Genomic DNA, 21,438 nt, shown 5'->3' with positions numbered 1-21,438 from the left:
CTAAAATCCTTTCTGAGGCCGGCAGGACAGAGGGGGGCCGCTACGGATCGCTACATCCGAGGTTTGCAGCAAATCCGCTCCGCCTAGACCCGTCTCTCCACCATCATCTTCTTGATCTCGGCGATCGCCTTGGCCGGGTTGAGGCCTTTCGGGCAGGTCTGCGCGCAGTTCATGATGGTGTGGCAGCGATAGAGCCGGAACGGGTCTTCGAGGTTGTCGAGCCGCTCACCGGTGGCCTCGTCGCGGCTATCGATCAGCCAGCGATAGGCCTGCAGAAGCGTTGCCGGGCCGAGATAGCGGTCGCCGTTCCACCAGTAGCTCGGGCACGAGGTCGAGCAGCAGGCGCACAATATGCATTCGTAGAGCCCGTCGAGTTTCTCGCGGTCCTCGTGGCTCTGCAGCCACTCCTTGGCCGGCTCCGGCGACACCGTCTTCAGCCAAGGCTGGATCGAGGCATGCTGGGCATAGAAATTGGTGAGGTCGGGCACAAGATCCTTGACCACCTGCATATGCGGCAGCGGGTAGACTTTTACCGCGCCGGAAATGTCGTCGCAGCCCTTGGTGCAGGCGAGCGTGTTGGAACCGTCGATGTTCATGGCGCAGGAGCCGCAAATGCCTTCGCGGCAGGAACGCCGCAAGGTCAGCGTCGGGTCGATCTTGTTCTTGATCCACAGCAGCGCGTCGAGCACCATCGGCCCGCAATCGTCCATGTCGACGAAATAGGTGTCGATGCGCGGGTTCTCGTCATCGTCCGGCGACCAGCGATAGATGCGGTATTCCCGCAGATTGGTGGCGCCCTCCGGCTTTGGCCAGGTCTTCCCCGGCTTGATCTGCGAATTCTTGGGGAGCGTGAGTTCAACCATGTTCGATCCTCAATACACCCGGGCCTTGGGCGCGATCTTGGCGAGGCTGATGCCGCCGTCCTTTTCAGCCAGCTGTGGCTCGGTGTGCACCGGCCGGTAGGAGAGCGTCACCTTGCCGTCTTCGCTCAGCCTAGCCAGCGTGTGCTTGCGCCAGACAGCGTCGTCGCGCGCCGAAAAGTCCTCGCGTGCGTGTGCGCCGCGGCTCTCCTTGCGCGCCTCGGCGCTGTAGACCGTGGTGATGGCATTGGCCATCAGGTTTTCCAGCTCCAGCGTCTCGACCAGATCGGAGTTCCAGATCATCGAGCGGTCGGACACTTTGATGTCCTTCAACTCGCCCCAGATCTGCGAAACGCGCTTGCAGCCGCTTTCGAGGGACTCCTGCGTGCGGAATACGGCCGCGTCTTCCTGCATCGCCTTCTGCATCTTTTCACGCAAGCTGGCCGTCGGCGTCGAGCCATTGGCGTGGCGCAGCCGGTCGAAGCGGTCCATGATCTTTTCGACCGAGGCTTCGTTGGGCGAAGGGATCGCCGACTTGCGGTCGATGACCTGGCCGGCGCGGATCGCGGCCGCGCGGCCGAACACCACAAGATCGATCAGCGAATTCGAACCGAGCCGATTGGCACCATGCACGGAGGCGCAGCCGGCTTCGCCGACAGCCATCAATCCGGGCGACACCTGGTCTGGATTGAGCGCCGTCGGATTGAGCACCTCGCCCCAGTAATTGGTCGGCACGCCGCCCATATTGTAGTGGACCGTGGGCAGCACCGGAATCGGCTCCTTGGTCAGGTCGACACCGGCAAAGATCTTGGCCGATTCCGAAATGCCCGGCAGCCGCTCATGCAGGACGGCGGGATCGAGATGGTCGAGATGCAGGAAGATGTGGTCCTTGTTCTTGCCGACGCCGCGACCTTCACGGATTTCCAGCGTCATGCAGCGCGAGACGACGTCGCGCGAGGCAAGGTCCTTGGCGGACGGCGCATAGCGCTCCATGAAGCGCTCGCCCTCGGAATTGACGAGATAGCCGCCCTCGCCGCGCGCACCCTCGGTGATCAGGCAGCCGGCGCCATAGATGCCGGTCGGGTGGAATTGCACGAACTCCATGTCCTGCAGCGGAAAGCCGGCACGCGCGGCCATGCCGCCGCCGTCGCCGGTGCAGGTGTGCGCCGAGGTGGCCGAGAAATAGGTGCGGCCATAGCCGCCGGTCGCCAGCACCACCATCTTGGCCGAGAAGCGGTGGATGGTGCCGTCATCCAGATTCCAGGCGAGAACGCCGGTGCAGGTGCCGTCCGGCTCCATGATCAGGTCGAGCGCGAAATACTCGATGAAGAACTGCGCGTTGTTCTTCAGCGACTGGCCGTAAAGCGTGTGCAGGATGGCATGGCCGGTGCGGTCGGCGGCGGCACAGGTGCGCTGCACCGGCGGGCCTTCGCCATAGTTCATCATGTGGCCGCCGAACGGCCGCTGGTAGATCTTGCCCTCTTCGGTGCGCGAAAACGGCACGCCGTAATGTTCGAGCTCGTAGACCGCGGCCGGCGCTTCGCGCACCAGATATTCCATGGCGTCGACATCGCCCAGCCAGTCCGAGCCCTTGACGGTGTCGTACATGTGCCACTGCCAGGAATCGGGACCCATGTTGGACAGCGAGGCGGCAATGCCGCCTTGCGCCGCCACCGTGTGCGAGCGGGTCGGAAACACCTTGCTGATGCAGGCGGTGCGCAGGCCCTGTTCGGCCATGCCGAGCGTGGCGCGCAGGCCGGCGCCGCCGGCGCCAACGACCACCACGTCGAACTTGTGGTCAACAAAGGTATAGCCTGCCGTGTTGGCTTGTTTCGCGTCCTTGGCCAACTCAGCCTCCGAATGCCAGCTTGAGCAGGGCGAAGATCGAGGCGACGCCGACCGCTATGGTGAAAAATGTATTGAGCGCGATCAGCGCCAGCTTCATGCCTTCGCCATGCACGTAATCCTCGATGATCACCTGCATGCCGAGCCGCATATGGGTAAGCCCGGAAATAAGCACCAGGGCCATCACCAGCGCCACGAACGGGTTGGCAAGAGCTGCCCGCACATGTGCGTAGTCGGCGCCGTTGAGCGCAATCAGGAAGCCGACGAAGAACAGGATCAGCGGGATATTGGCGATCGCGGTCAGGCGCTGGCGCCAGAAATGCCCGGTGCCCTCGCGAGCGGAGCCGAGGCCGCGAACCTTCGCCAGCGGCGTGCGCATGTCGGTGTTTTTGCCGCTCATGGTCAGGCTCCCCGCGCCATATAGCCGGCGATCCAGATCAGCAGCGTGAGCAGGATCGAACCGGCCAGCGTCGCCCAGGCGATTTTCGAGGCGGTATGCTTCTCGAGGCCGGCGCCGGTGTCCCAGACCAGATGGCGCACGCCACCCAGCATATGGTGCATCAGCGCCCAGGTGTAGCCGAACAGGATGAGCCGGCCGAGCCAGGTGCCGAAGGCCCAATTGGCCCAATCGAAAGTCGCCTGCGAGCTGGCCGCCGCCATCAGCCACAGGGCGACCAGCAGCGTGCCGAAATACAGCGCGCCACCGGTGATGCGGTGAATGATCGACATCGTCATGGTGATCGGCGGCCGGTACACGGTGAGGTGCGGCGAAATCGGCCGTTCACGTCTGGCAAATTCGCGGGTGGCTGGTGATTTGCTCATGGCTCCCCCAGTTCGGCGTCTCTCTGGAGCCTCAGGTGGAAATGCGGCATTGCCGCTTCCGGTTGCGACTTCGGACAGCCGGTTTCTAATGCTCTTTTTGCACCGCGTCAAAGCCAGAAAACCGTTTCGAAAACGTAATTTAGTCTGACTAAAAGGCGGGCTTAGGCTTCAATCGATTAGGCCGGGAGGCCCGAAGCCGGCTCGATATCGCTGCAGTGCAACATGTCTGGCCCAAGGGCCCAGCGGTGTTGAGATTAGCCCTAGCGTTTGCAGGTCTGCGGCGTCGACCCCTTCTTCATCACCAGCGCCTCGCGTCCGTCGATCACGATTGCGTCATGCGTGGCCGCCTGGTAGCGGCTGCTCTGGTTGGCGGGCGACGCCGCAAACTCCTCGGTCGCGCCATCGGACCCGACCACACGCAACGACGTGCCTAGATTTTGGATGGAGATCATACCGTTGTTGCCGCATCTGTAAGTGGCCGTGCCTATGCCGGATCGCGGCGCAGTAAGGTCGGTGATGATCTTGGCTGCAGCTGCCGGAGGCGCCGCGGCTGCGACGGACTGCTGAGCCGGCGCAGGTGAGACGACGACGGTATTGGCCGCCTTCGGCGCGCTGTCCTGTGGCACACAGCCAGCGACGACCCCGAGCAACGGGAAAACGGACGCCCAAATCGGCCGGCGTAGCGCCATATGCTGTCCTCCCGCGCGGCAAACCAGCCGCGATGCTTTGCCAAGATCAAGGTCATCCCGACGCCGAGACGGACACCAGCCGCGATGGTGCGGCCAAGCATGGCCGAATGATGACCACCGGGTTTTCCATCAAGTCGGATATTAACGGATATTAACCATGTTTACCGAGACATCGCCGCCAAACGCGCCGGCCTCTTAACAAAGGTTAAGAAAACGTTAATTTCTGATTCGAGGCTTTCCCTCAGGACACGGAGGACGCCATGCGTTCGAATTCAGGCAGATCGCGCCTTGCGGTGCTCATCGTAGCGGCCTCGGTCGTTGGCCTTGCAGCGCCCGCGCTCGCAGGCGCCCGGCATCAGGATCGCGTCTACGCGGATTCCTTCGGCAATCTCGTTGTCGACAGCGCCGCCGGCTACAAGCGCATCATCGTCGGCGAGGGCAAGCTGGCCAAGCAGCTATCCGACTACACCAGCGCCGGCCAGCCCAAGGTGATCTACGAGAACGAAGCCGACGAAATCAGCGGATACAGCGATTGCTACCGGCCGCCTGTGCTGGTGAAGGGCCGCTCCTATATGTACGGTCTCTCCGACGGCGAGATGCCCGAACTCAGCCCCTGCCGCTAGCCTCGATACCGGCTGACAACCAGTTGCCAGCCGGTCCGGCGGAGACGCGCACGCAATCGCGCCCGGCATTCTTCGCCTGATAGAGCGCCTGGTCGGCGCGCCGCATCAGATCGGCAAAGTCTTCGCTTGGATGAAGTTCGGCGACGCCGAAGCTCGCGGTGCAGCGGTTGTCCGCCGGCAGCCCGTCGATGGGCAGCCCGCCAAAGGCGCTGCGCGTGCCCTCGGCGAACAGCCGCGCCGCGGCAAGGTTGGTTCCCGGCAGGATGATGGCGAACTCCTCGCCGCCAATCCGGCCCGCAACGTGATGCGCGGCTGCAGCTTCGCGCAGGAAGCCTGCAAAAGTCTCGATCACCCGGTCGCCTGACGCATGGCCGAAACTGTCGTTGACGCTCTTGAAATGATCGAGATCGGCGATGACCAGCGCGACCGGCACGCCTTGCCGCATCGCGCCAAGCACCGCCAGCTCGGCATGCCGGGTGAAGCCGCCGCGGTTGAGCAGGCGCGACAGCGTGTCCGTTTCCGATTTCGACGTCACTTCGGCGAGCACGTCGCGAACCAGGATGGCCAGCATCAGCAGCGCCAGCGCCAGCGCAAAGACAGTGCCGAGCGATTGCGACACCAGCGCGTAGTTGCTTTGCAGATAGGCCTGCGGATTGGCGCCCCAGCCGCCAAGCGCATGCGCGATGAACGGTTTGGAGGCAAACTGCAGACCGCTCGCCGCCAGCACGGCCATCAACATGCGATCGAGACGGGCAAGCTTTTGCCTCGATGACCAGACAATGGCCAGCCCGACAAACTGCATGACCGCATAGGGAAGCTGGTAAGCCATGATGCGGATCAGCGACTGGCGGGGCAGATCCTGCACGAAATACACAGCTATGGTGGTGGTCAACAGGAACAACAGCATCGGCTTCCAGGGCAGTGCCACGCCGTATTTGCGGGCAAGCCCGCCATTGACCGCAATGGTGGCGGCAAGGAAAACCGCGAAGGCGGCCACGACCGGGAGCCGCGCGTCGGAGAAAGCGGGAATGGAGAATTCGATGGCCGAATAGGCCATGCCCAGCAGATAGCCAAATGCCAGCCAGCGCGCCGGCGCGCGGCCGACATCGTGGAAGGCGACCGCCATGAAGGATGCCGCCAGCAGGCCGGCAACCGACAGATTGATCAACAGGATGAAGTTGGCGCCGCTCATGTTCTCCCGCACCCGCGCCGACAGCTAATCATCGACGGGCGAAGAAGACGTTAACGCCGTCCCGTCCGGGCAGATTCAGCCGGTCTTGAGCGGCTCCGGCAGGAACGCCGTTTCCGGCCGCTCATAGGACAGGCGTACACTGTCGCGGCCGTTCTTCTTGGCTTTGTAGAGCGCATCGTCGGCACGGCGCATCAGCGGCTCCAGCGGCTCGCCACCGCTGCGGGCCGCCACGCCGAAGCTTGCCGTCACCCTCGTTCCCTGGGGAAGTCCGTCGACATGGCCGGCCGAATAGACGGTGCGCACCGCCTCGGCGAACAGCCGGGCCGCGGCAAGATCGCTGAGTGGCAGCAGCACCGCGAATTCCTCGCCGCCGATACGCCCGGCAACACCGCGCGCGCCGGCCGCCGACCGAAGCTTGGCGGCGAAGTCGGCGATCACCCGATCGCCCGCGCCATGTCCATGCACATCGTTGAGCGCCTTGAAGTGATCGAGGTCAGCCAGCACCAGCGCGACCGGGAACCGGGCCGAGGCGCAGTGCTGCAAGAGCCGCATGCCTCGCTCCTCGAAGCCGCGCCGGTTGAGCAGGCCCGACAGGGGGTCGGTATAGGTCTCGGTCTTCAATGCCTTCAACACGTCGAGTGCCGCGGCGGAAAACAGGCACAGCGCGATGAGCAGCGAGAGCAGCGCGTGCGACAGCAGCGCCGTCGTCCAGTAGGACGAGCCATAGAACCCGTCATAGCTGGCGAAGGGCCCATGCGCGATGACGACGGCAAGGGTGCGCACGAAGAAATTGACGCCCGACAGCAGCGACAGCACGAACAGGATTTTTTCGGTCGGGCCGTTGTTGCGCACCGGGCGCAGTTCGGCAGCAACCAGAAGGCTGATGCCGCCGAATGCGAAATTCATCGCCAGGATGCGCCAGGTGAGATCCGGCGCGACGAACAGGAACCAGCACAACGACGCCAGGCCGCCGCCGGCCAGCACGGCGATCCCCACATAGGGCACCTTGCGGCCATAGCGGTGGATAACAGCGCTGGCCAGGCAGCACGCGGCGATGGTGAAGCAGATGTTCGACGTAAGCTTGGTCAGCGGCATCCCGATGGGCAAGGTGAAATACTGCAGCAGGAAGCCAGCCGCCGAGAGACTGTAGCTGATCGCCAAAACGGCCAGATAGGGGCGGTGGCGCTGATAGGACCATAGCACAAGGAACGCCGCGCCGAGCGCCAGCGCGATCGTCGGGTTGAGCAGCGCAATGAGCAGACCCGTGTCCAACCGACTGTGACTTCCCCTGGCTTACGTCAGGGAAGAGCTTAGAGGGCAAGCCCAAACAAGCGGTTAAGCGAAAGCGGTAAGCAGGACCGCCGTCTCAAAATAATGTCAGGGAACCGCAGTCCCCAGTCAGCGTTCCTCCGTTCACAATCTGGAGCGACCCATGGCCGACACAATCACACTGACCGACCACGATGCGATCCGCTCATGGGCTGCCGGGCGCGCCGGCTTTCCCGCAATCGTCGACATATCGCCCGAAGCGGGGACGCAGCCCATGTTGAGGCTGGTCTTCGGCCAGCACGCCTATCAGGATCAGGACCAGCCTGAACGGCCGCTCAATGCGGGAGGCTATGAACTCGTCGAATGGGACGAATGGTTCAAGCTCTTCGAGGAACAACAGCTTGCGCTTGTGGTCGCGGCCGAACAGCCGGGACGCCGCGAGGAGTTCCACGAGCTCGTCCGCCGCGACGGAAAGAGCTGACCCGAGCCGGGCGCGGCTCGGGTTCTGTTCAAATCCGGGTTACTTCCACTCGCGGATGTCGACGAAGTGGCCGGCGATCGCCGCCGCGGCCGCCATCGCTGGCGACACGAGATGGGTGCGGCCCTTGAAGCCTTGCCGGCCCTCGAAATTGCGGTTCGAGGTCGAGGCGCAGCGTTCATGCGGCTTCAGCCGGTCGTCGTTCATGGCCAGGCACATCGAACAGCCCGGCTCGCGCCAGTCGAAACCTGCGGCGACGAAGATCTTGTCGAGGCCTTCGGCTTCCGCCTGTTCCTTGACCAGGCCGGAGCCGGGCACGATCATCGCATCGACATGCGGGCTGACCGTCTTGCCTTCGACCACCTTGGCGACGGCGCGCAGATCCTCGATGCGGCCGTTGGTGCACGAACCGATGAAGACGCGGTCGAGCGTGATGTCGGTGATCTTGGTGCCCGGCGTCAGACCCATATAGTCGAGCGCGCGCTGCTTGGAGGTGCGCTTGTTTTCATCGGCGATGTCGTCCGGGTTCGGCACGATGCCCTGCACCGACACGACATCCTCGGGCGAGGAGCCCCAGGAGACGATCGGCGGCAGCTTGGCCGCGTCGAGCACGATCACCTTGTCGAAATGCGCGCCTTCGTCGGACTGCAGCGTCTTCCAATATTCGAGTGCCGCATCCCAGGACGCGCCCTTCGGCGCGCGCGGCTTGTCCTTGACATAGGCGAAGGTCGTCTCGTCGGCGGCGATCAGGCCGGCGCGCGCGCCGCCTTCGATCGACATGTTGCAGATCGTCATGCGGCCTTCCATCGACAGCGCACGGATCGCTTCGCCGGCATATTCGATGACATAGCCGGTGCCGCCGGCGGTGCCGATCTCGCCGATGATGGCCAGGATGATGTCCTTGGCGGTGACGCCCTCCGGCAACTGGCCGTCGACACGCACCAGCATGTTCTTGGCCTTGCGCTGGATCAGCGTCTGCGTCGCCAGCACATGCTCGACCTCGGACGTGCCGATGCCATGCGCCAGCGCGCCGAAAGCGCCATGCGTCGAGGTGTGGCTGTCGCCGCAGACAATGGTCATGCCGGGCAGAGTAAAGCCCTGCTCGGGTCCGATGATGTGGACGATACCCTGGCGGATATCGTTCTCGGAATAATATTCGACTCCGAAATCCCTGGCGTTCTTGGCCAGCGCCTCGACCTGGATGCGGCTTTCCTCGTTCTTGATGCCGAACTTGCGCTCGGGCGAGGTCGAGACATTGTGATCGACCACGGCCAGCGTCTTTTCCGGATGCCGGACTTTACGGCCGGTCATGCGCAGGCCTTCGAAGGCCTGCGGGCTGGTCACTTCATGGACCAGGTGGCGGTCGATGTAGAGCAGGCAGGTGCCGTCGTCCTGCCGGTCGACGACATGGTCGTCGAAAATCTTGTCGTAGAGGGTGCGCGGTGCGCTCATGTGCGTAAATCCGTCGATATGAGAATGGGAAAGAGCAGGTACCGGACCTCAGGCCCGGCGAAAGGGACCCGAACAGGTCGGCCTAGGGTAGTCGGCTGGTCAGCGCCCCGGACACGCGCGCGGAAAAACGCGACGGCAGGCGTTTCCTGTCCTGCAGCACGAACCCCTTGTAGGCCGGATCGCCAAAAAGCTCTTCCATGGCGTGGCTCATACCAATGTTTTGGGTTTTCGGCAATTGCGGCGTTCAGCGCCTTTACCTTCTCCCACAAGGGGAGAAGGTAAGTGGAGTCACAACACTTCAAACACAAACGTCTTCACCAGCGCGTCAGGCTCGGCGATCGCATAGCAGCGGAACCACGGGCTTTCCTCGATCGGCCGCCATTTCCCAGCTAGCTCCAGCTCGTCGAACACGGCTTGGAAGCCGCCGCTCTCGAACACCTGGTCGCGCACGGTGAAGATGGCGTGGCCGCCCTGGCGGGTGATGCGCACCAGTTCGTGCAGGCCTGTCGCCGGCGCATGGCTGATGGTGAACACGCCGGTCGAGAAGAAGGCGCGGAAGTGGCCGTCAGGCCATGGCAGCGCTTCGCCCAGCATTGCCTGCTTCAGGTCGCTGTAGGCATTGCGGCTGCCGGCGATCTTCAGCATATCGTGCGAGAGGTCGAGCCCCGCAATGTCGCGGTAACCGAGCGCCTTCAGCGAGGGTCCCGACAGGCCAGTGCCGCAGCCGGCATCGAGCAAGGGGCCATCGCCCGCCGGCACATGACGCGCCACCCAGGCGGTGATCAGGAAAGGCAGGAGGTAGCCGAGCGAGGCGGTCTCGCTGTCATAGGTCGCAGCCCACGCGGCATAGGCCTCCTCAAGCGCTTCCGGCGTGTCGGCCGTATAGACGGAATCCAGCGCCGCATTGGCTTTGTCGACGATCATGGGGACCTCCTCAAGGGGAATGCTCGGAGATCGTAGCGCTGCCTTGGCCGAAAAACTATTCCTCGTGCTGGCGGCGCAGCCGCCGCTCCAGCGCCCTGAGCGCCAGCGACAGGCCGACGGTCAGGATGAGATAGATGTAGGCCGTTATCGAATAGGTCTCGAAGAAGCGAAAGGAGCCGGCGGCGTAGACCTTGCCCATCTGCGTGATGTCGGCAACGCCGAGCACCGAGACCAGCGAGGAATCCTTGACCAAAGCGACGAAATCATTGCCGAGCGGCGGCAGGATGGTGCGGATTGCCTGTGGGAACACGATCAGCCGGAAACGCTGCGCGCGTGTCAGCCCAAGCGCCTTCGCCGCTTCGATCTGACCCTTCTCCACCGCCTGGATGCCGGCCCGGAAAACCTCCGAGATGAAAGCCGAATAGCCGATGGTCAGCGCCATGATGGCGCGCCAGAGCAGCGACACGTCGCGCACCAAAAGCTCGCCGAACAGGCCGGCACTTTGCAGCGGCGCGGTCAGCGCGTTCCAGGCCGCGACGAAGGCCGGCGCGCCGGCAAAGGCGATCCAGAACAACAGCACCAGGATCGGCACGCCGCGGACGATCTCGACATAGAAGCGCGCGATCTGGCGCAGCCAGCGCGAGCCGGACATTCCCATCAGCGCGATGCCAAGACCCATGGCCGAAGCCAGCACGAAGGCGATCACGGTGACGAAGATGGTGATGCCGATGCCCTTGGCGACCGTGGCGAACACCTGGGCATAGAGGTTGCTGGTGGCGACGAAGACGGCCACCGCGATCGCGAGGGCTGCGGCAACGACAAGCCACCAGGGGAAGTCGGCTTTGGACGAAGAGGAAGGCGTTGCCATCAGGCGATGCCGGCCAAGCAGACGTGGGGGCAGAGGGGGGCGTTCAAGCGCGAAGTCAGCGGGAAATCACTGCCCCATCTTGTAGTCAAGAAACCACTTCTTGTTCAGCGCATCGAACGTCCCGTCCGCCTTCAACGCAGCGATTGCCGCGTTGACCGGCTTCACCAGGTCGGAACCCTTGGGGAAAATGAAACCGAAATCCTCGGTGCCGAGCGGCCCACCGATCAGTTTCAGTTTGCCCTCGGAGGCGTCGACATAGCCTTTGCCAGCGGTGCCATCGGTCAAAACGACATCGACGTCACCGGACTTCAGTGCCTGCACGGTCGCGCCGAAGGTTTCGAACAGTTTGATGCGCGGGTTCTGCTCATTGCCGTCGAGCACGCTATAGACGGCGGTGTAGAAGGGCGTGGTGCCGGCCTGCGCGCCGATCAGCCCGTCCTTGAAGTCGCCGAAGGTCTTGGCGTCAGTGAAGCGGCTCTCATCGCCGCGCACCAGCATGAACTGTTCCGAGCGCATATAGGGGTCGGAGAAATCGACCTTCTCCTTGCGGTCGTCCTTGATGGTGATGCCGGTCATGCCAATGTTGTACTGGTTGTCGGAAACCGCCTGGATCATCGCGTCCCAGGAAGTGTTCTGGTACTCGACCGTGAAATTGAGCCGCTTGGCGATCTCGTTCATCGCGTCATACTCCCAGCCGATCTGCTTGCCGGTCTTGGCATCGATGAACTGCAGCGGCGGATAGGCGTTTTCGGTCACAACCACCACCTTTTTGCCGCTGAGGTCGGGCAGCGCCTGCGCGAAGGCGGCAACGGGCGTCAGGACGAGGGCAAGCAGGCCTGCCAGCAGCAGTTTCGATTTGGTCATGACACACTCCCCGGAAATTAACGGACCCGGACATGGCCGGGCTTGCTGGAAAATACGGCGCCGACTTTAGCTTTCCGCAAGCGTCATGCAAGACGGTCCGCTGCGTCAGCGCGCGCGAAAAGGGATTCCAGTGCCTTCATTTCCGGGATTCAGGAATGAACGGTGTCGCGGCAGCGATCAACTCCGCTTCGCGATGCCGGCATCTGCCTTGCGCAAGCCGGAGACGAACCGCGTCAGGGTGCTGTGCAGGGATCTCAACTCGTCGGAATCCAGCGGCAGGTTGCAAAGCATCGCCGCCGGCACACTTTTGGCCTGCTCACGCAACGCTTGGCCCTTCGCTGTCGGCTCGACCATAACCCGGCGCTCGTCGGCCGGGTCGCGCCGGCGTGTGACCAGGCCACCCGCCTCCAGCCGCTTGAGCAGCGGCGTCAGCGTCGCCGAATCCAGCCCGAGCGCTTCGCCAAGCGCGCCAACCGTGCTTGGAGCCCGTTCCCAAAGCGCCAACATGGCCAGATATTGCGGATAGGTCAGGCCGAGCGGATCGAGCAGCGGGCGGTAGAGCTTCGTCATCAGCCCGCTTGCCGAATAAAGCGCGAAGCACAGTTGCTGGTCGAGCCGCGGAACGTGAAACGTCCCGGTGGCCTCCGCCGGGACGTCGCTGGTGCTCTTTGTCGTCTTTTCCGTCATGCCGCCTTTACCGAAAGCGCTACGTCGACATTGCCCCTGATGGCGTTGGAATAGGGGCAGATCTTGTGCGCCTCCGATACAAGCGCTTCCGCCGCCGCCTGATCAAGGCCTTTCGTTTCCGCCGCGAGCGCGACGCCGAGCTTAAAGCCTTCGCCATTGGGAAGCAGGCTGACGGTGGAGGTTACCCCGGCATCCGTCAGCGACAGCTTCTGTTTGCGCGCGACGAAGCGGATGGCGCTTTCGAAGCAGGCGGCATAGCCGATTGCGAACAGTTGCTCAGGATTGGTGGCGCCCCCCGGCCCGCCGAGCTCCTTGGGCATTGCCAGATCGACCTTGAGCAGACCGTCGCTGGTCTCGCCATGACCGGCGCGGCCGCCGGTGACGTGAGCCTGTGTGGTGTAGAGTGCCATATCAAATCTCCAATTACCTTGTGCACGATTATTTAGTGCACAAGATAATGCGCCGTCAACAGCCGGCTCCTGTGTCTGGCGCTGAAAGCGTTCACAGTCTGGTGAAACGAAAAAAGGCGGCCGAAGCCGCCTTTTTGAATGGGATGTCCGAAAACCTTATTCGGCGGGGGTCGCTTCCGCGGCGGCCTTGGCTGCTGCTTCGGCCTCGGCGGCGGCCTTCTTCTCGGCGGCGTCCTGGGCTGCCTTCTCGACGGCCAGGGCCTCGGCTGCTGCCACCTTCTCGGCCTCGATGCGGGCCTTCTCGGCGTTCAGCGCATCGCGCTCCTCATCATTCAGCTTGCGGGCGCGCACGCCGGTGTTTTCCGAAATACGGGCCGATTTGCCGCGACGATCGCGCAGATAATAGAGCTTGGCGCGACGCACCTTGCCGCGGCGAACGATCTCGACGCCTTCAACCATCGGCGAGTAGACCGGGAACACGCGCTCGACGCCTTCGCCGTAGGAAATCTTGCGAACCGTGAAGTTCTCCTGGAAGCCGGCGCCGGCGCGGGCGATGACGACGCCCTCATAGGCCTGGACGCGGGTGCGGGTGCCTTCGGTCACGCGGACCTGGACGCGCACGGTGTCGCCGGGCTGGAATTCGGGAAGCTTGCGCTTGGCCTCGATCTTGGCGGCCTGTTCGGCCTCGAGCTGACGGAGGATATCCATCTCAAAAGTCCACTTCTTGTTCTTCCGACAGTCAGAGCGTCCGACACTCGCCTTGCAGTTCCATTGACCGCTTGGCTATGCCTTTTGTCTCCAAGACATTTGTCTTTGAAACATCAGGCAGGGGCGACTACACCGTCATTGTTGACGGGTCCGGCAGATTCTTTCTGGCCGGTACGGGCGGGCACATACAGCTATTTCGCCGCTTTGTCACGCCTTGGCAGCGCATTTTCTGCTCGCATGGCACCATCGTAATCCTGCCGTGCCGGGTTGCGCCGGTCGTTCAGGCTTTCTAAGCCTGAAATAACACAGTTTTGAGCGGCCGCAATTCATGTCTGTCTTCGATGCCATCCTGCTGTTTCTGGCGGGCTTTCTGTCAGGCGCAGCCAATGCGGTCGCCGGTGGCGGCACCTTCATCACCTTCGGCGCCATGACGTTGGTCGGCCTGCCGCCGATCGTCGCCAACGCCACCTCCTCGGTGACGCAATTTCCAGGCTACATCACCTCGACCCTCGCCTACTCGGCCGATATCAGGCACTTCTGGCGCGGCGCGCTGCTGCTGTGCCTGATTTCGGCCGTGGGTGCACTGGCCGGCGCGCTGATCCTTTTGGCGCTCGACAATCCGTCATTTCGCGCTCTGGTGCCGTGGCTGCTCCTGGCCGCGACAGCCCTGTTCGCAGCCGGCCCCTGGCTGAAACCAGTGCCGAAGCCCGGCCATGAAGCGGCGGTGGGCTCACTCGCCGGCTCCCTGGCGCAGTTTCTCACCGCCATCTATGGCGGCTTCTTCGGCGCCGGCATGGGCGTGATGATGCTGGCGACGCTCGGCCTGACGCAAGCCGGCGACTATCACCGGCTGAACGCGTTGAAGAACATGCTGGCCATGGTCATCGCCGCTGTTGCGATCGTCGTCTTCGTCTCGGGCGGCGTCGTCGCCTGGCCGCAGGCGATCATCATGATCCCGGGCGGAGCGCTCGGCGGCTATGCCGGCGTCTGGATCGCCAAGCGCGTGCCGCAAAACGCAGTGCGCGGCTTCGTCGTCGCTGTCGGTCTGTTTCTGGCTTTCTATTACTTTTGGAAAGGGTGAGCGGCGGCGCCCAACAGATCCGGACGCCGCTCTTTCGTCAACGCCTCTGACTCCGCCCGCCGCCATGCGGCGATCTTCTTGTGATTGCCCGAGATCAGCACCTCGGGTATCTCGCGGCCTTCAAACTCCTGCGGCCGCGTATAGTGCGGATGTTCGAGCAGGCCGTTTTCGAAACTCTCCTCCTCGCCCGACACCGCGTTGCCCATCACGCCGGGCAACAGCCGCACCACCGCGTCGAGCAGCACAAGGGCGGCCGGCTCACCACCCGAGAGGATGAAATCACCGATGGAGACCTCCTCCAATCCCCGCGCGTCGATCACCCGCTGGTCGACGCCTTCGAAGCGGCCGCACAGGATGACGGCACCCGGCCCAGCGGCCAGCTCGCGCACACGCGCCTGGGTCAGCGGCTTGCCGCGCGGGCTCATCAGCAGCCGAGGCCGCGCATCGCCTTCCGGCGAAGCATGGTCGATGGCTTTCGCCAGCACGTCGGCGCGCATCACCATGCCGGCGCCGCCGCCGGCGGGCGTGTCGTCGACGGTGCGATGGCGGTCGGGGGCGAAGTCGCGGATCTGGATCGCCTCCAGCGACCACGTCCCGGCCTCCAGCGCCCGGCCGGCCAACGACAGGCCGAGCGCGCCGGGAAACATCTCGGGGTAAAGCGTCAGCACCGAAGCGGAAAAACTCACCGGTTTCCCCCGGCATCGCTCGGTCCGCGCGGCCGGCCCTTCGGATCGAAGTCTTCCTCGCGCGGGCCATCGCCATCCTCGTCGTCGACCAGCCCGGCTGCCGCCGGATCGACACGGACAAAACCCTCGGCGATCGACACTTGCGGCACGGCGGCCTGTGTGAACGGGATCAGCACGCCCTTGCGCCCGCCCAGCGTCACGTCGAGAATGTCGCCGCCGCCGAAATTGTGCACCGCGACCACCTTGCCAAGCACGGCAGCCGTGTCGTCGCGGACTTCGAGGCCGACGAGGTCGGCATGGTAGAATTCGTCTTCCTCGCCGTCGTCCGGCAGCATCGAACGGTCGACGAACAGCTCCGTGCCTGCCAGCGCCTCGGCCGCATTGCGGTCGGCAATGCCCTTGAAGCGGACCACGACGACGGTGTTGGCAGGCCTGATGTCGACGATCTGGAAGGCGCGCCCGTCCCTGGCGTAGAGCGGCCCGTAATCGGCCAGCGCCAGCGGCTCACCTGTGAAGGTCTTCACCCGCAATTCGCCCTTGATGCCATGGGCGGCGCCGATCACGGCCATCTGGACAGGGTTCTGGGGCTTGCTCATGGCGCTTTTACCTTCGTCATCCACGGGCGGAGCAGGCGCGAAGCGACTGCGCAGACCCGAGGATCCATTCCGTTACGGCGACCAAAAAGCACGGCAGTTCAGAAAGGGTCACGAGTCTCGTTCCTGCCAACTCTCTATTTGCAAACACTTCGCCGGTCTCCACCGCAAAGCTATCAGACTTGTAACGCAGCAACGCTCGCAGGTCACGGCATGGATCCTGGGGTCTCCGCGACGTCGCTTCGCTCCTGCTCCGCCCCAGGATGACGAAGGGGGCGGGCATTTCAGCCAATCACCAAGGTAGTCACCTGCCACCAATCGATGGTCTCCTAACCTCAGCCGGCTGTCATTTCAATGACGGCTCTTCACCGCTTCCTAACCCGAATACCCGAAAATGCCGCCATGCAGGAATTCCTGATCCCGGCCAAACCCGATCTCCAGGCGGCGCGCGAAAGCTGGCTGAAGATGCTCGCGCGAGAACGTCGGCTGTCGCCCAAGACGGTGGAAGCCTATGAGCGCGACACGCGCCAGTTCCTGCATTTCCTCACCGGCCATTGCGGCGGCTCGCCCGGCATTTCGGACATCGCCGATCTGCGCCCGGCCGACCTGCGCGGCTTTCTCGCGGCGCGGCGCAATGCCGGTGCCGGTGCCCGCACGCTCGGCCGGGGTCTCGCCGGCATCCGTTCGCTGCTACGTTTCCTCGAGCGGCGCGGCCTCGCCAATGCGGCCGGGGCGGCAGCACTGCGCGCGCCGCGCCAGCCGAAATCGCTGCCCAAGCCGCTGACAGCGAGCGATGCCAAGCATGTTGTTTCCATTGAAGGCCAACTGGCGGAGGAACCCTGGATCGCAGCGCGCAACGCCGCCGTGCTGACACTGCTCTACGGCTCCGGTCTGCGCATTTCCGAGGCGCTCGGTCTGGCGGGCGCCGATCTGGCGTCGGCGGACGACACGGTGCTTCGCGTCACCGGCAAGGGCGGCAAGACGCGCCTGGTGCCGGTGCTGCCGGTGGCGCTCAGGGCGATCGCCGAATATCGCCGGCTCTGTCCCTACCATCTCGACCCCAAGGGCCTGCTGTTTCGTGGCGCCCGCGGCGGTCCGCTCAATCCGGCCATCGTCCAGCGCGACATGGCCAAGCTGCGCTCGGCGCTCAACCTGCCCGATACCGCGACGCCGCATGCGCTGCGCCATTCCTTCGCCACGCATCTGCTCGGCCGCGGCGGCGATTTGCGCACCATCCAGGAACTGCTCGGCCACGCCAGCCTGTCGACGACGCAGATCTACACCGGCGTCGACACCGCGAGGCTGCTCGAGATTTACGAATCAGCCCATCCACGGGCATGAACGCCAGTAGCGTCGCATAGTATCGGTGGCCAAACGTTCACCATTGGCCGAAAGCCTCCCCAACGTCGTCATCCCTGGGCGAAGCAGGAGCGAAGCTCCGTCGCGGAGACCCTGGGATCCATGCCGCGACCTTTGCCATGGAGTGCTGCGGAGCGGAATTCTGCACTGTTGCAGCGTTCCAGAGTCCCGGCATGGATCCTCGGGTCTGCGCCGCGTCGCTACGCTCCTTGCTCCGCCCGTGGATGACGAAGAAATGGGCGTTTCCGCTAATCATTGAGTCATGAGCACCATCGACGTCCGCTGAGGGCGATAGCCGGTCGAAGACAATTTCGCAGTACCAATTAACCGTTTTGCCGCTTTTCGGTTCTAGGAATGGGACCATGAAACGAGTCATCGCCATCGCCGACCGTGCAGCTTCCGTGTCGCTGAAGCTGCTCGTCGCGCTCAATGTTTTGTTCTTCCTGTCGTTTCTCGCCGTGCTGCTGTTCGCGGCCGGCAAGGCGCATGCCGAAATCCCGACCTGCACCGGCGCCGACATGCTGTCGGCCTTGCAGAAGAACGATCCGGCGACCTACCGCAAGATCGAAGCGGAAGCCGCCGCGACGCCGAACGGCAAGGGCCTGTTGTGGAAGCTGGAAAAGCCCGGCGAGAAGCCGTCCTTCCTGTTCGGCACCATGCATATGACCGACCCGCGCGTCACCACGCTGCCTCCCGACGCGCAGAAAGCCTATGACGCCGCCGGCACCATCGTCATCGAAACCACGGACGTGCTCGACAAGCAGAAGATGATGGTCGCGATGCTCAAGGAGCCGGACCTGATGATGTTCACTGATTCGACGACGCTGGCGTCGCTGCTGTCGCCCGACGATGCGGCGGCCATGAACGCCGCGCTCGACGCACGCGGCATTCCTCCGGCAACGGTTGCCAAGATGAAGCCGTGGATGCTCTCGGCCATGATGGCACTGCCGGCCTGCGAACTCGCCCGCCAGTCAGGCGGCGCCCCGGTGCTCGATGTCAGGCTGGCGGAAGGTGCAAAGGCTTCCGGCAAGCCGGTGGAAGGATTGGAGACTGCTGAAAGCCAGTTGCGCGCCATGGCCTCGCTGCCGCTGGCGTTTCACATGAAGGGCCTCGTCGACACGCTGAAGCTCGGCGATAAGATCAACGACATCAACGAAACCATGATCGTGCTCTACCAGCGCGGCGACACCGGAATGTTCTGGCCGCTGTTTCGCGTGGCCATGCCGGAGGGCACGGACGACCCCGCGGGCTATGCGGCGTTCGAGGAAACCATGATCACCAGCCGCAACAAGGTGATGGTCGAGCATGCCGAACCGATCCTTGCCAGGGGCAACGTCTTCATGGCGATCGGCGCCCTCCACCTTCCCGGCCCCGAAGGCCTCGTCGAGGACTTCCGCAAGGCCGGTTACACCGTCACGCCTGTTGGACTTTAGCTACTTCAGTTTACTTCGCCACGATCTGGGCCAGCATCGCCGGAACGATGATCCGGTGAAACGGCATGATGATCGCAAGATAGGCGCGCCCGAGCCAATTGTGCGTCTTGACGATCGTCGTCGCGGCCACCTCTTGCCGGCCCATGCCGAGATCCCTGACTTCGACCAGGACACGGAAATCGAGATGCCGGTCGTCGAGGCCAAGCACAACCTTGCCGGGAAACTGGCTGATGAGCGGAAATATCCCGATCCGGCCTAACGGCAACACCGCAGCTTCCAGGCCCGTCTTCAGCCGGAACGGCTTGACGGCAAGGTTGCGCAGCGCCATGAGCCTGCCGACCCAGGGCGGCGTTCGCCCCAGGGCGCGTTCCGCCGCGCCGAGCGCCGTTAAAGAAAGACCCTGGGTGACCAGCACATAGCGGTCGGCGAACTGGGCTCCGGCGAGGGCATTGCAGTGATTCGGGACAAACTCTGCCAGGGGATTCGTCACGGCAAAATCCTCCGAAAAGATCATAATAGGCACCAACTTGGCGCGTTGCATGGCGAAACGACGCCATTCCGGCGCCGGAACGGCGGGATTGTCCTTGTTTTTGGCGTTTTCCAACCCTAGCGTGAAACCAGTTCAATGATTGCGCGTTATATGGTGTTGATTGATATTTTTCATCCACGGAGGACACTTTTATGGCGAACGCACCGAATCCAAACGACCCGTTCAATCCCAACACCACCAACACCACCATCAAGCAGAGCGGTGGCGGCGGTAGTGGCTGGCTGATTGCGCTGGTCGTCGTTATTCTGGCGGTTGTCGCGTATTATATTTTCGGAAGAAGCGGTGAGCACCCGGCACCCGCCGAGCCGCCGGCGGCCAGCACACCGGCGCCCGCACCGGCACCGGCGGAACCGGTGAAGCCGGCCGAACCTGCGCCAGCACCCGCGCCTGCTCCGGCGCCTGCAGAACCGGCGCCTGCCCCGGCACCAGCGCCTGCACCGGCTCCTGCCCCGGCACCGGCCCCAGCGCCTGCACCGGCCAACTGATCGGCTCGATATCAAATACGAACGGCCCGCCGAAAGGCGGGCCGTTTTGTAGGGATCGCTACGTTCGTCACCCTCGGGCTTGACCGAGGATAGTGCCTTTAGATGTGGATCGGCTTGAAGAACGTTGCCAGCGCCGCCTCCTTGATCGCCTCCGACATCGTCGGATGCGCGTGGCAGGTGCGGGCGAGATCCTCAGACGAGCCCCCGAATTCCATCAGCACCGCCGCCTCGTGGATCATCTCGCCTGCGCCGAAGCCGACAATATGCACGCCGAGTACGCGGTCGCTCGTCTTGTCGGCGAGGATCTTCACAAAACCGTCGGTGTGCAGCATGGCGCGCGCCCGGCCATTGGCGCTGAACGGGAATTTTCCGGCCTTGTAGTCGATGCCGGCCTTCTTCAACTCTTCCTCGGTCTTGCCGACCGAGGCGATTTCCGGGCTGGTGTAGACGACGCTCGGAATGACGTCATAGTTCACGTGGCCGGCCTGGCCGGCAATGGTTTCGGCCACCGCCACGCCCTCGTCCTCGGCCTTGTGCGCCAGCATCGGCCCGGCGATGACATCGCCGATGGCATAGATGCCCGCGACATTGGTCTTAAGATGGCCATCGGTCTTGACCCGGCCGCGCTCGTCGACCTCGACGCCGGCTTCCCCGAGGCCGAGACTGTCGGCATAGGCGCGGCGGCCGGTGGCGATCAGCACGGCATCGGCCTCGATCGTCTCGGCGGCGCCGCCCTTGACCGGCTCGAAGGTGACGGTCGCACCCTTCTTGGCCTTGGCGACACCGGTGACCTTGGCGCCGAGCTTGAACTCGAAACCCTGCTTTGAAAGCAAGCGCTGGAACTGCTTGGAAACCTCGCCGTCCATGCCGCCGAGGATGGTGTCGAGGAACTCGACCACGGTGACCTTGGCGCCGAGCCGTGCCCACACCGAGCCGAGCTCGAGCCCGATGACACCGCCGCCGACCACCACCAGATGGCCGGGAACCTTATCAAGCGACAAAGCGCCGGTCGACGACACGATCACCTTCTCGTCGATGTCGACCTTGACGCCGGGAATGCCGGCGACATCCGAGCCGGTGGCGATGACGATGTTCCTGGTCTCGATCTCCTCGACCTTGCCGTCCTCAGCCGTCACCGACACCTTGCCTGCCGCGACCACCTTGCCAGTGCCGCGAAAGCTGTCGATCTTGTTCTTCTTGAACAGGAAGGCGACGCCGTTGACGTTCGACGACACCGTCGCATCCTTGTGCGCCATCATCTTCTTCAGGTTCAATTTCGGCGCCGATATCTCGACGCCGAGCGTGTCGAAGGAGTGACCGGCCTCGGCGAACATCTCGGAGGCATGGAGCAGCGCCTTGGAAGGGATGCAGCCGATGTTGAGGCAGGTACCGCCGAAGGTCGCGTTCTTCTCGACCACCGCCACCCTGAGCCCGAGCTGCGCCGCCTTGATGGCGCAGACATAGCCGCCCGGTCCCGACCCGATGATAACGACGTCATAAGCCATGATACTGTCCTTCTGTTTGAGCATGATGCCGTGTGACGCGGTTTTTGGATAACAT

The 21,438-nt window shown here is 63.7% G+C and carries 24 protein-coding genes; 6 read left to right on the top strand and 18 right to left on the bottom strand.

What is annotated here, in order from left to right:
- Positions 1–83 precede the first annotated feature (83 nt).
- From EOB80_RS24115 to EOB80_RS24095, 5 genes are all read right to left on the bottom strand, one after another.
- Positions 84–863, bottom strand: a complete 780-nt coding sequence (locus EOB80_RS24115; RefSeq protein WP_013528877.1) for a succinate dehydrogenase iron-sulfur subunit — start codon at positions 861–863, stop codon at positions 84–86.
- Between the two features lie 9 nt (positions 864–872).
- Positions 873–2,708: a succinate dehydrogenase flavoprotein subunit gene (gene sdhA, locus EOB80_RS24110; protein ID WP_127322425.1), complete on the bottom strand. Its 1,836-nt coding sequence runs from the start codon at positions 2,706–2,708 to the stop codon at positions 873–875.
- A 1-nt stretch (position 2,709) separates the two neighbouring features.
- Positions 2,710–3,105 (bottom strand): succinate dehydrogenase, hydrophobic membrane anchor protein, encoded by a 396-nt coding sequence (gene sdhD, locus EOB80_RS24105; protein ID WP_127330207.1) that lies wholly within the window; start codon positions 3,103–3,105, stop codon positions 2,710–2,712.
- A 2-nt stretch (positions 3,106–3,107) separates the two neighbouring features.
- On the bottom strand, positions 3,108–3,527 hold the full coding sequence (gene sdhC / locus EOB80_RS24100; protein WP_032900823.1) for a succinate dehydrogenase, cytochrome b556 subunit: 420 nt from the start codon (positions 3,525–3,527) through the stop codon (positions 3,108–3,110).
- A 260-nt stretch (positions 3,528–3,787) separates the two neighbouring features.
- Positions 3,788–4,216, bottom strand: a complete 429-nt coding sequence (locus EOB80_RS24095) for a hypothetical protein (protein WP_127330205.1) — start codon at positions 4,214–4,216, stop codon at positions 3,788–3,790.
- 260 nt (positions 4,217–4,476) lie between these two features.
- Between EOB80_RS24095 and EOB80_RS24090 the strand changes: the two genes are divergently transcribed.
- On the top strand, positions 4,477–4,839 hold the full coding sequence (locus tag EOB80_RS24090) for a hypothetical protein (protein WP_127330203.1): 363 nt from the start codon (positions 4,477–4,479) through the stop codon (positions 4,837–4,839).
- On the opposite strand, the gene EOB80_RS24085 is transcribed toward EOB80_RS24090, so the two are convergent.
- Both EOB80_RS24085 and EOB80_RS24080 read right to left on the bottom strand, forming a co-directional pair.
- Positions 4,823–6,031: a GGDEF domain-containing protein gene (locus EOB80_RS24085; RefSeq protein WP_127330201.1), complete on the bottom strand. Its 1,209-nt coding sequence runs from the start codon at positions 6,029–6,031 to the stop codon at positions 4,823–4,825. The two genes, EOB80_RS24090 and EOB80_RS24085, sit on opposite strands and share 17 nt — an antisense overlap.
- 75 nt (positions 6,032–6,106) lie before the next feature.
- Entirely contained in the window at positions 6,107–7,303 is a 1,197-nt protein-coding gene (locus tag EOB80_RS24080; RefSeq protein ID WP_127330199.1) for a GGDEF domain-containing protein, read from the bottom strand.
- A gap of 160 nt (positions 7,304–7,463) precedes the next feature.
- Here EOB80_RS24080 and EOB80_RS24075 point away from each other — a divergent pair, with 160 nt between their 5' ends.
- A complete protein-coding gene (locus tag EOB80_RS24075) occupies positions 7,464–7,781 on the top strand; it encodes a hypothetical protein (protein WP_127267369.1) in 318 nt (105 codons plus the stop codon).
- A gap of 39 nt (positions 7,782–7,820) precedes the next feature.
- On the opposite strand, the gene leuC is transcribed toward EOB80_RS24075, so the two are convergent.
- The 7 genes from leuC to rplS all read right to left on the bottom strand — a co-directional run bounded on the left by leuC (position 7,821) and on the right by rplS (position 13,691).
- Positions 7,821–9,230, bottom strand: a complete 1,410-nt coding sequence (gene leuC, locus EOB80_RS24070) for a 3-isopropylmalate dehydratase large subunit (protein ID WP_127267368.1) — start codon at positions 9,228–9,230, stop codon at positions 7,821–7,823.
- Positions 9,231–9,518: 288 nt separating this feature from the next.
- Entirely contained in the window at positions 9,519–10,154 is a 636-nt protein-coding gene (locus EOB80_RS24060; RefSeq protein ID WP_127330197.1) for a class I SAM-dependent methyltransferase, read from the bottom strand.
- 55 nt (positions 10,155–10,209) lie between these two features.
- Positions 10,210–11,022, bottom strand: coding sequence for an amino acid ABC transporter permease (locus EOB80_RS24055; RefSeq protein ID WP_127321316.1), 813 nt, complete (start codon positions 11,020–11,022; stop codon positions 10,210–10,212).
- Positions 11,023–11,088: 66 nt separating this feature from the next.
- Entirely contained in the window at positions 11,089–11,886 is a 798-nt protein-coding gene (locus EOB80_RS24050) for a basic amino acid ABC transporter substrate-binding protein (RefSeq protein ID WP_127330195.1), read from the bottom strand.
- Between the two features lie 177 nt (positions 11,887–12,063).
- On the bottom strand, positions 12,064–12,573 hold the full coding sequence (locus tag EOB80_RS24045) for a MarR family transcriptional regulator (RefSeq protein WP_127330193.1): 510 nt from the start codon (positions 12,571–12,573) through the stop codon (positions 12,064–12,066).
- Positions 12,570–12,983, bottom strand: coding sequence for an organic hydroperoxide resistance protein (locus tag EOB80_RS24040; RefSeq protein WP_127267363.1), 414 nt, complete (start codon positions 12,981–12,983; stop codon positions 12,570–12,572). Before EOB80_RS24040 ends, EOB80_RS24045 begins: the two co-directional genes overlap by 4 nt.
- A gap of 156 nt (positions 12,984–13,139) precedes the next feature.
- The gene (rplS, locus tag EOB80_RS24035) at positions 13,140–13,691 is read right to left on the bottom strand and encodes a 50S ribosomal protein L19 (RefSeq protein WP_013528861.1); all 552 of its coding nucleotides are present in this window, start codon (positions 13,689–13,691) and stop codon (positions 13,140–13,142) included.
- A 328-nt stretch (positions 13,692–14,019) separates the two neighbouring features.
- Between rplS and EOB80_RS24025 the strand changes: the two genes are divergently transcribed.
- On the top strand, positions 14,020–14,772 hold the full coding sequence (locus EOB80_RS24025) for a sulfite exporter TauE/SafE family protein (protein WP_127267362.1): 753 nt from the start codon (positions 14,020–14,022) through the stop codon (positions 14,770–14,772).
- Here the strand turns inward: EOB80_RS24025 and trmD are convergent.
- Entirely contained in the window at positions 14,754–15,458 is a 705-nt protein-coding gene (gene trmD, locus EOB80_RS24020) for a tRNA (guanosine(37)-N1)-methyltransferase TrmD (protein WP_127330191.1), read from the bottom strand. The genes EOB80_RS24025 and trmD overlap by 19 nt on opposite strands.
- The gene (gene rimM, locus EOB80_RS24015; protein ID WP_127330189.1) at positions 15,455–16,054 is read right to left on the bottom strand and encodes a ribosome maturation factor RimM; all 600 of its coding nucleotides are present in this window, start codon (positions 16,052–16,054) and stop codon (positions 15,455–15,457) included. Before rimM ends, trmD begins: the two co-directional genes overlap by 4 nt.
- 399 nt (positions 16,055–16,453) lie before the next feature.
- Here rimM and EOB80_RS24010 point away from each other — a divergent pair, with 399 nt between their 5' ends.
- Together EOB80_RS24010 and EOB80_RS24005 are read left to right on the top strand one after the other, a co-directional pair.
- Positions 16,454–17,392, top strand: coding sequence for a tyrosine recombinase XerC (locus EOB80_RS24010; RefSeq protein WP_127330187.1), 939 nt, complete (start codon positions 16,454–16,456; stop codon positions 17,390–17,392).
- Between the two features lie 380 nt (positions 17,393–17,772).
- Positions 17,773–18,843: a TraB/GumN family protein gene (locus tag EOB80_RS24005; protein WP_127330185.1), complete on the top strand. Its 1,071-nt coding sequence runs from the start codon at positions 17,773–17,775 to the stop codon at positions 18,841–18,843.
- Positions 18,844–18,853: 10 nt separating this feature from the next.
- Here EOB80_RS24005 and EOB80_RS24000 read toward each other — a convergent pair whose 3' ends face one another.
- Positions 18,854–19,447: a DUF2867 domain-containing protein gene (locus EOB80_RS24000; protein ID WP_127330183.1), complete on the bottom strand. Its 594-nt coding sequence runs from the start codon at positions 19,445–19,447 to the stop codon at positions 18,854–18,856.
- A gap of 77 nt (positions 19,448–19,524) precedes the next feature.
- On the opposite strand from EOB80_RS24000, the gene EOB80_RS23995 reads away from it, so the two are divergent.
- Positions 19,525–19,878: a hypothetical protein gene (locus tag EOB80_RS23995; RefSeq protein WP_127330181.1), complete on the top strand. Its 354-nt coding sequence runs from the start codon at positions 19,525–19,527 to the stop codon at positions 19,876–19,878.
- Between the two features lie 98 nt (positions 19,879–19,976).
- On the opposite strand, the gene lpdA is transcribed toward EOB80_RS23995, so the two are convergent.
- Entirely contained in the window at positions 19,977–21,407 is a 1,431-nt protein-coding gene (lpdA, locus tag EOB80_RS23990) for a dihydrolipoyl dehydrogenase (RefSeq protein ID WP_329608532.1), read from the bottom strand.
- Between the last annotated feature and the right edge of the window lie 31 nt (positions 21,408–21,438).

The organism is Mesorhizobium sp. M7A.F.Ca.MR.245.00.0.0, assembly GCF_003997415.1.
GTDB lineage: Bacteria > Pseudomonadota > Alphaproteobacteria > Rhizobiales > Rhizobiaceae > Mesorhizobium.
Note: the sequence above shows the minus strand (reverse complement) of the source record. Positions and strands in the feature narration are given on the sequence as shown.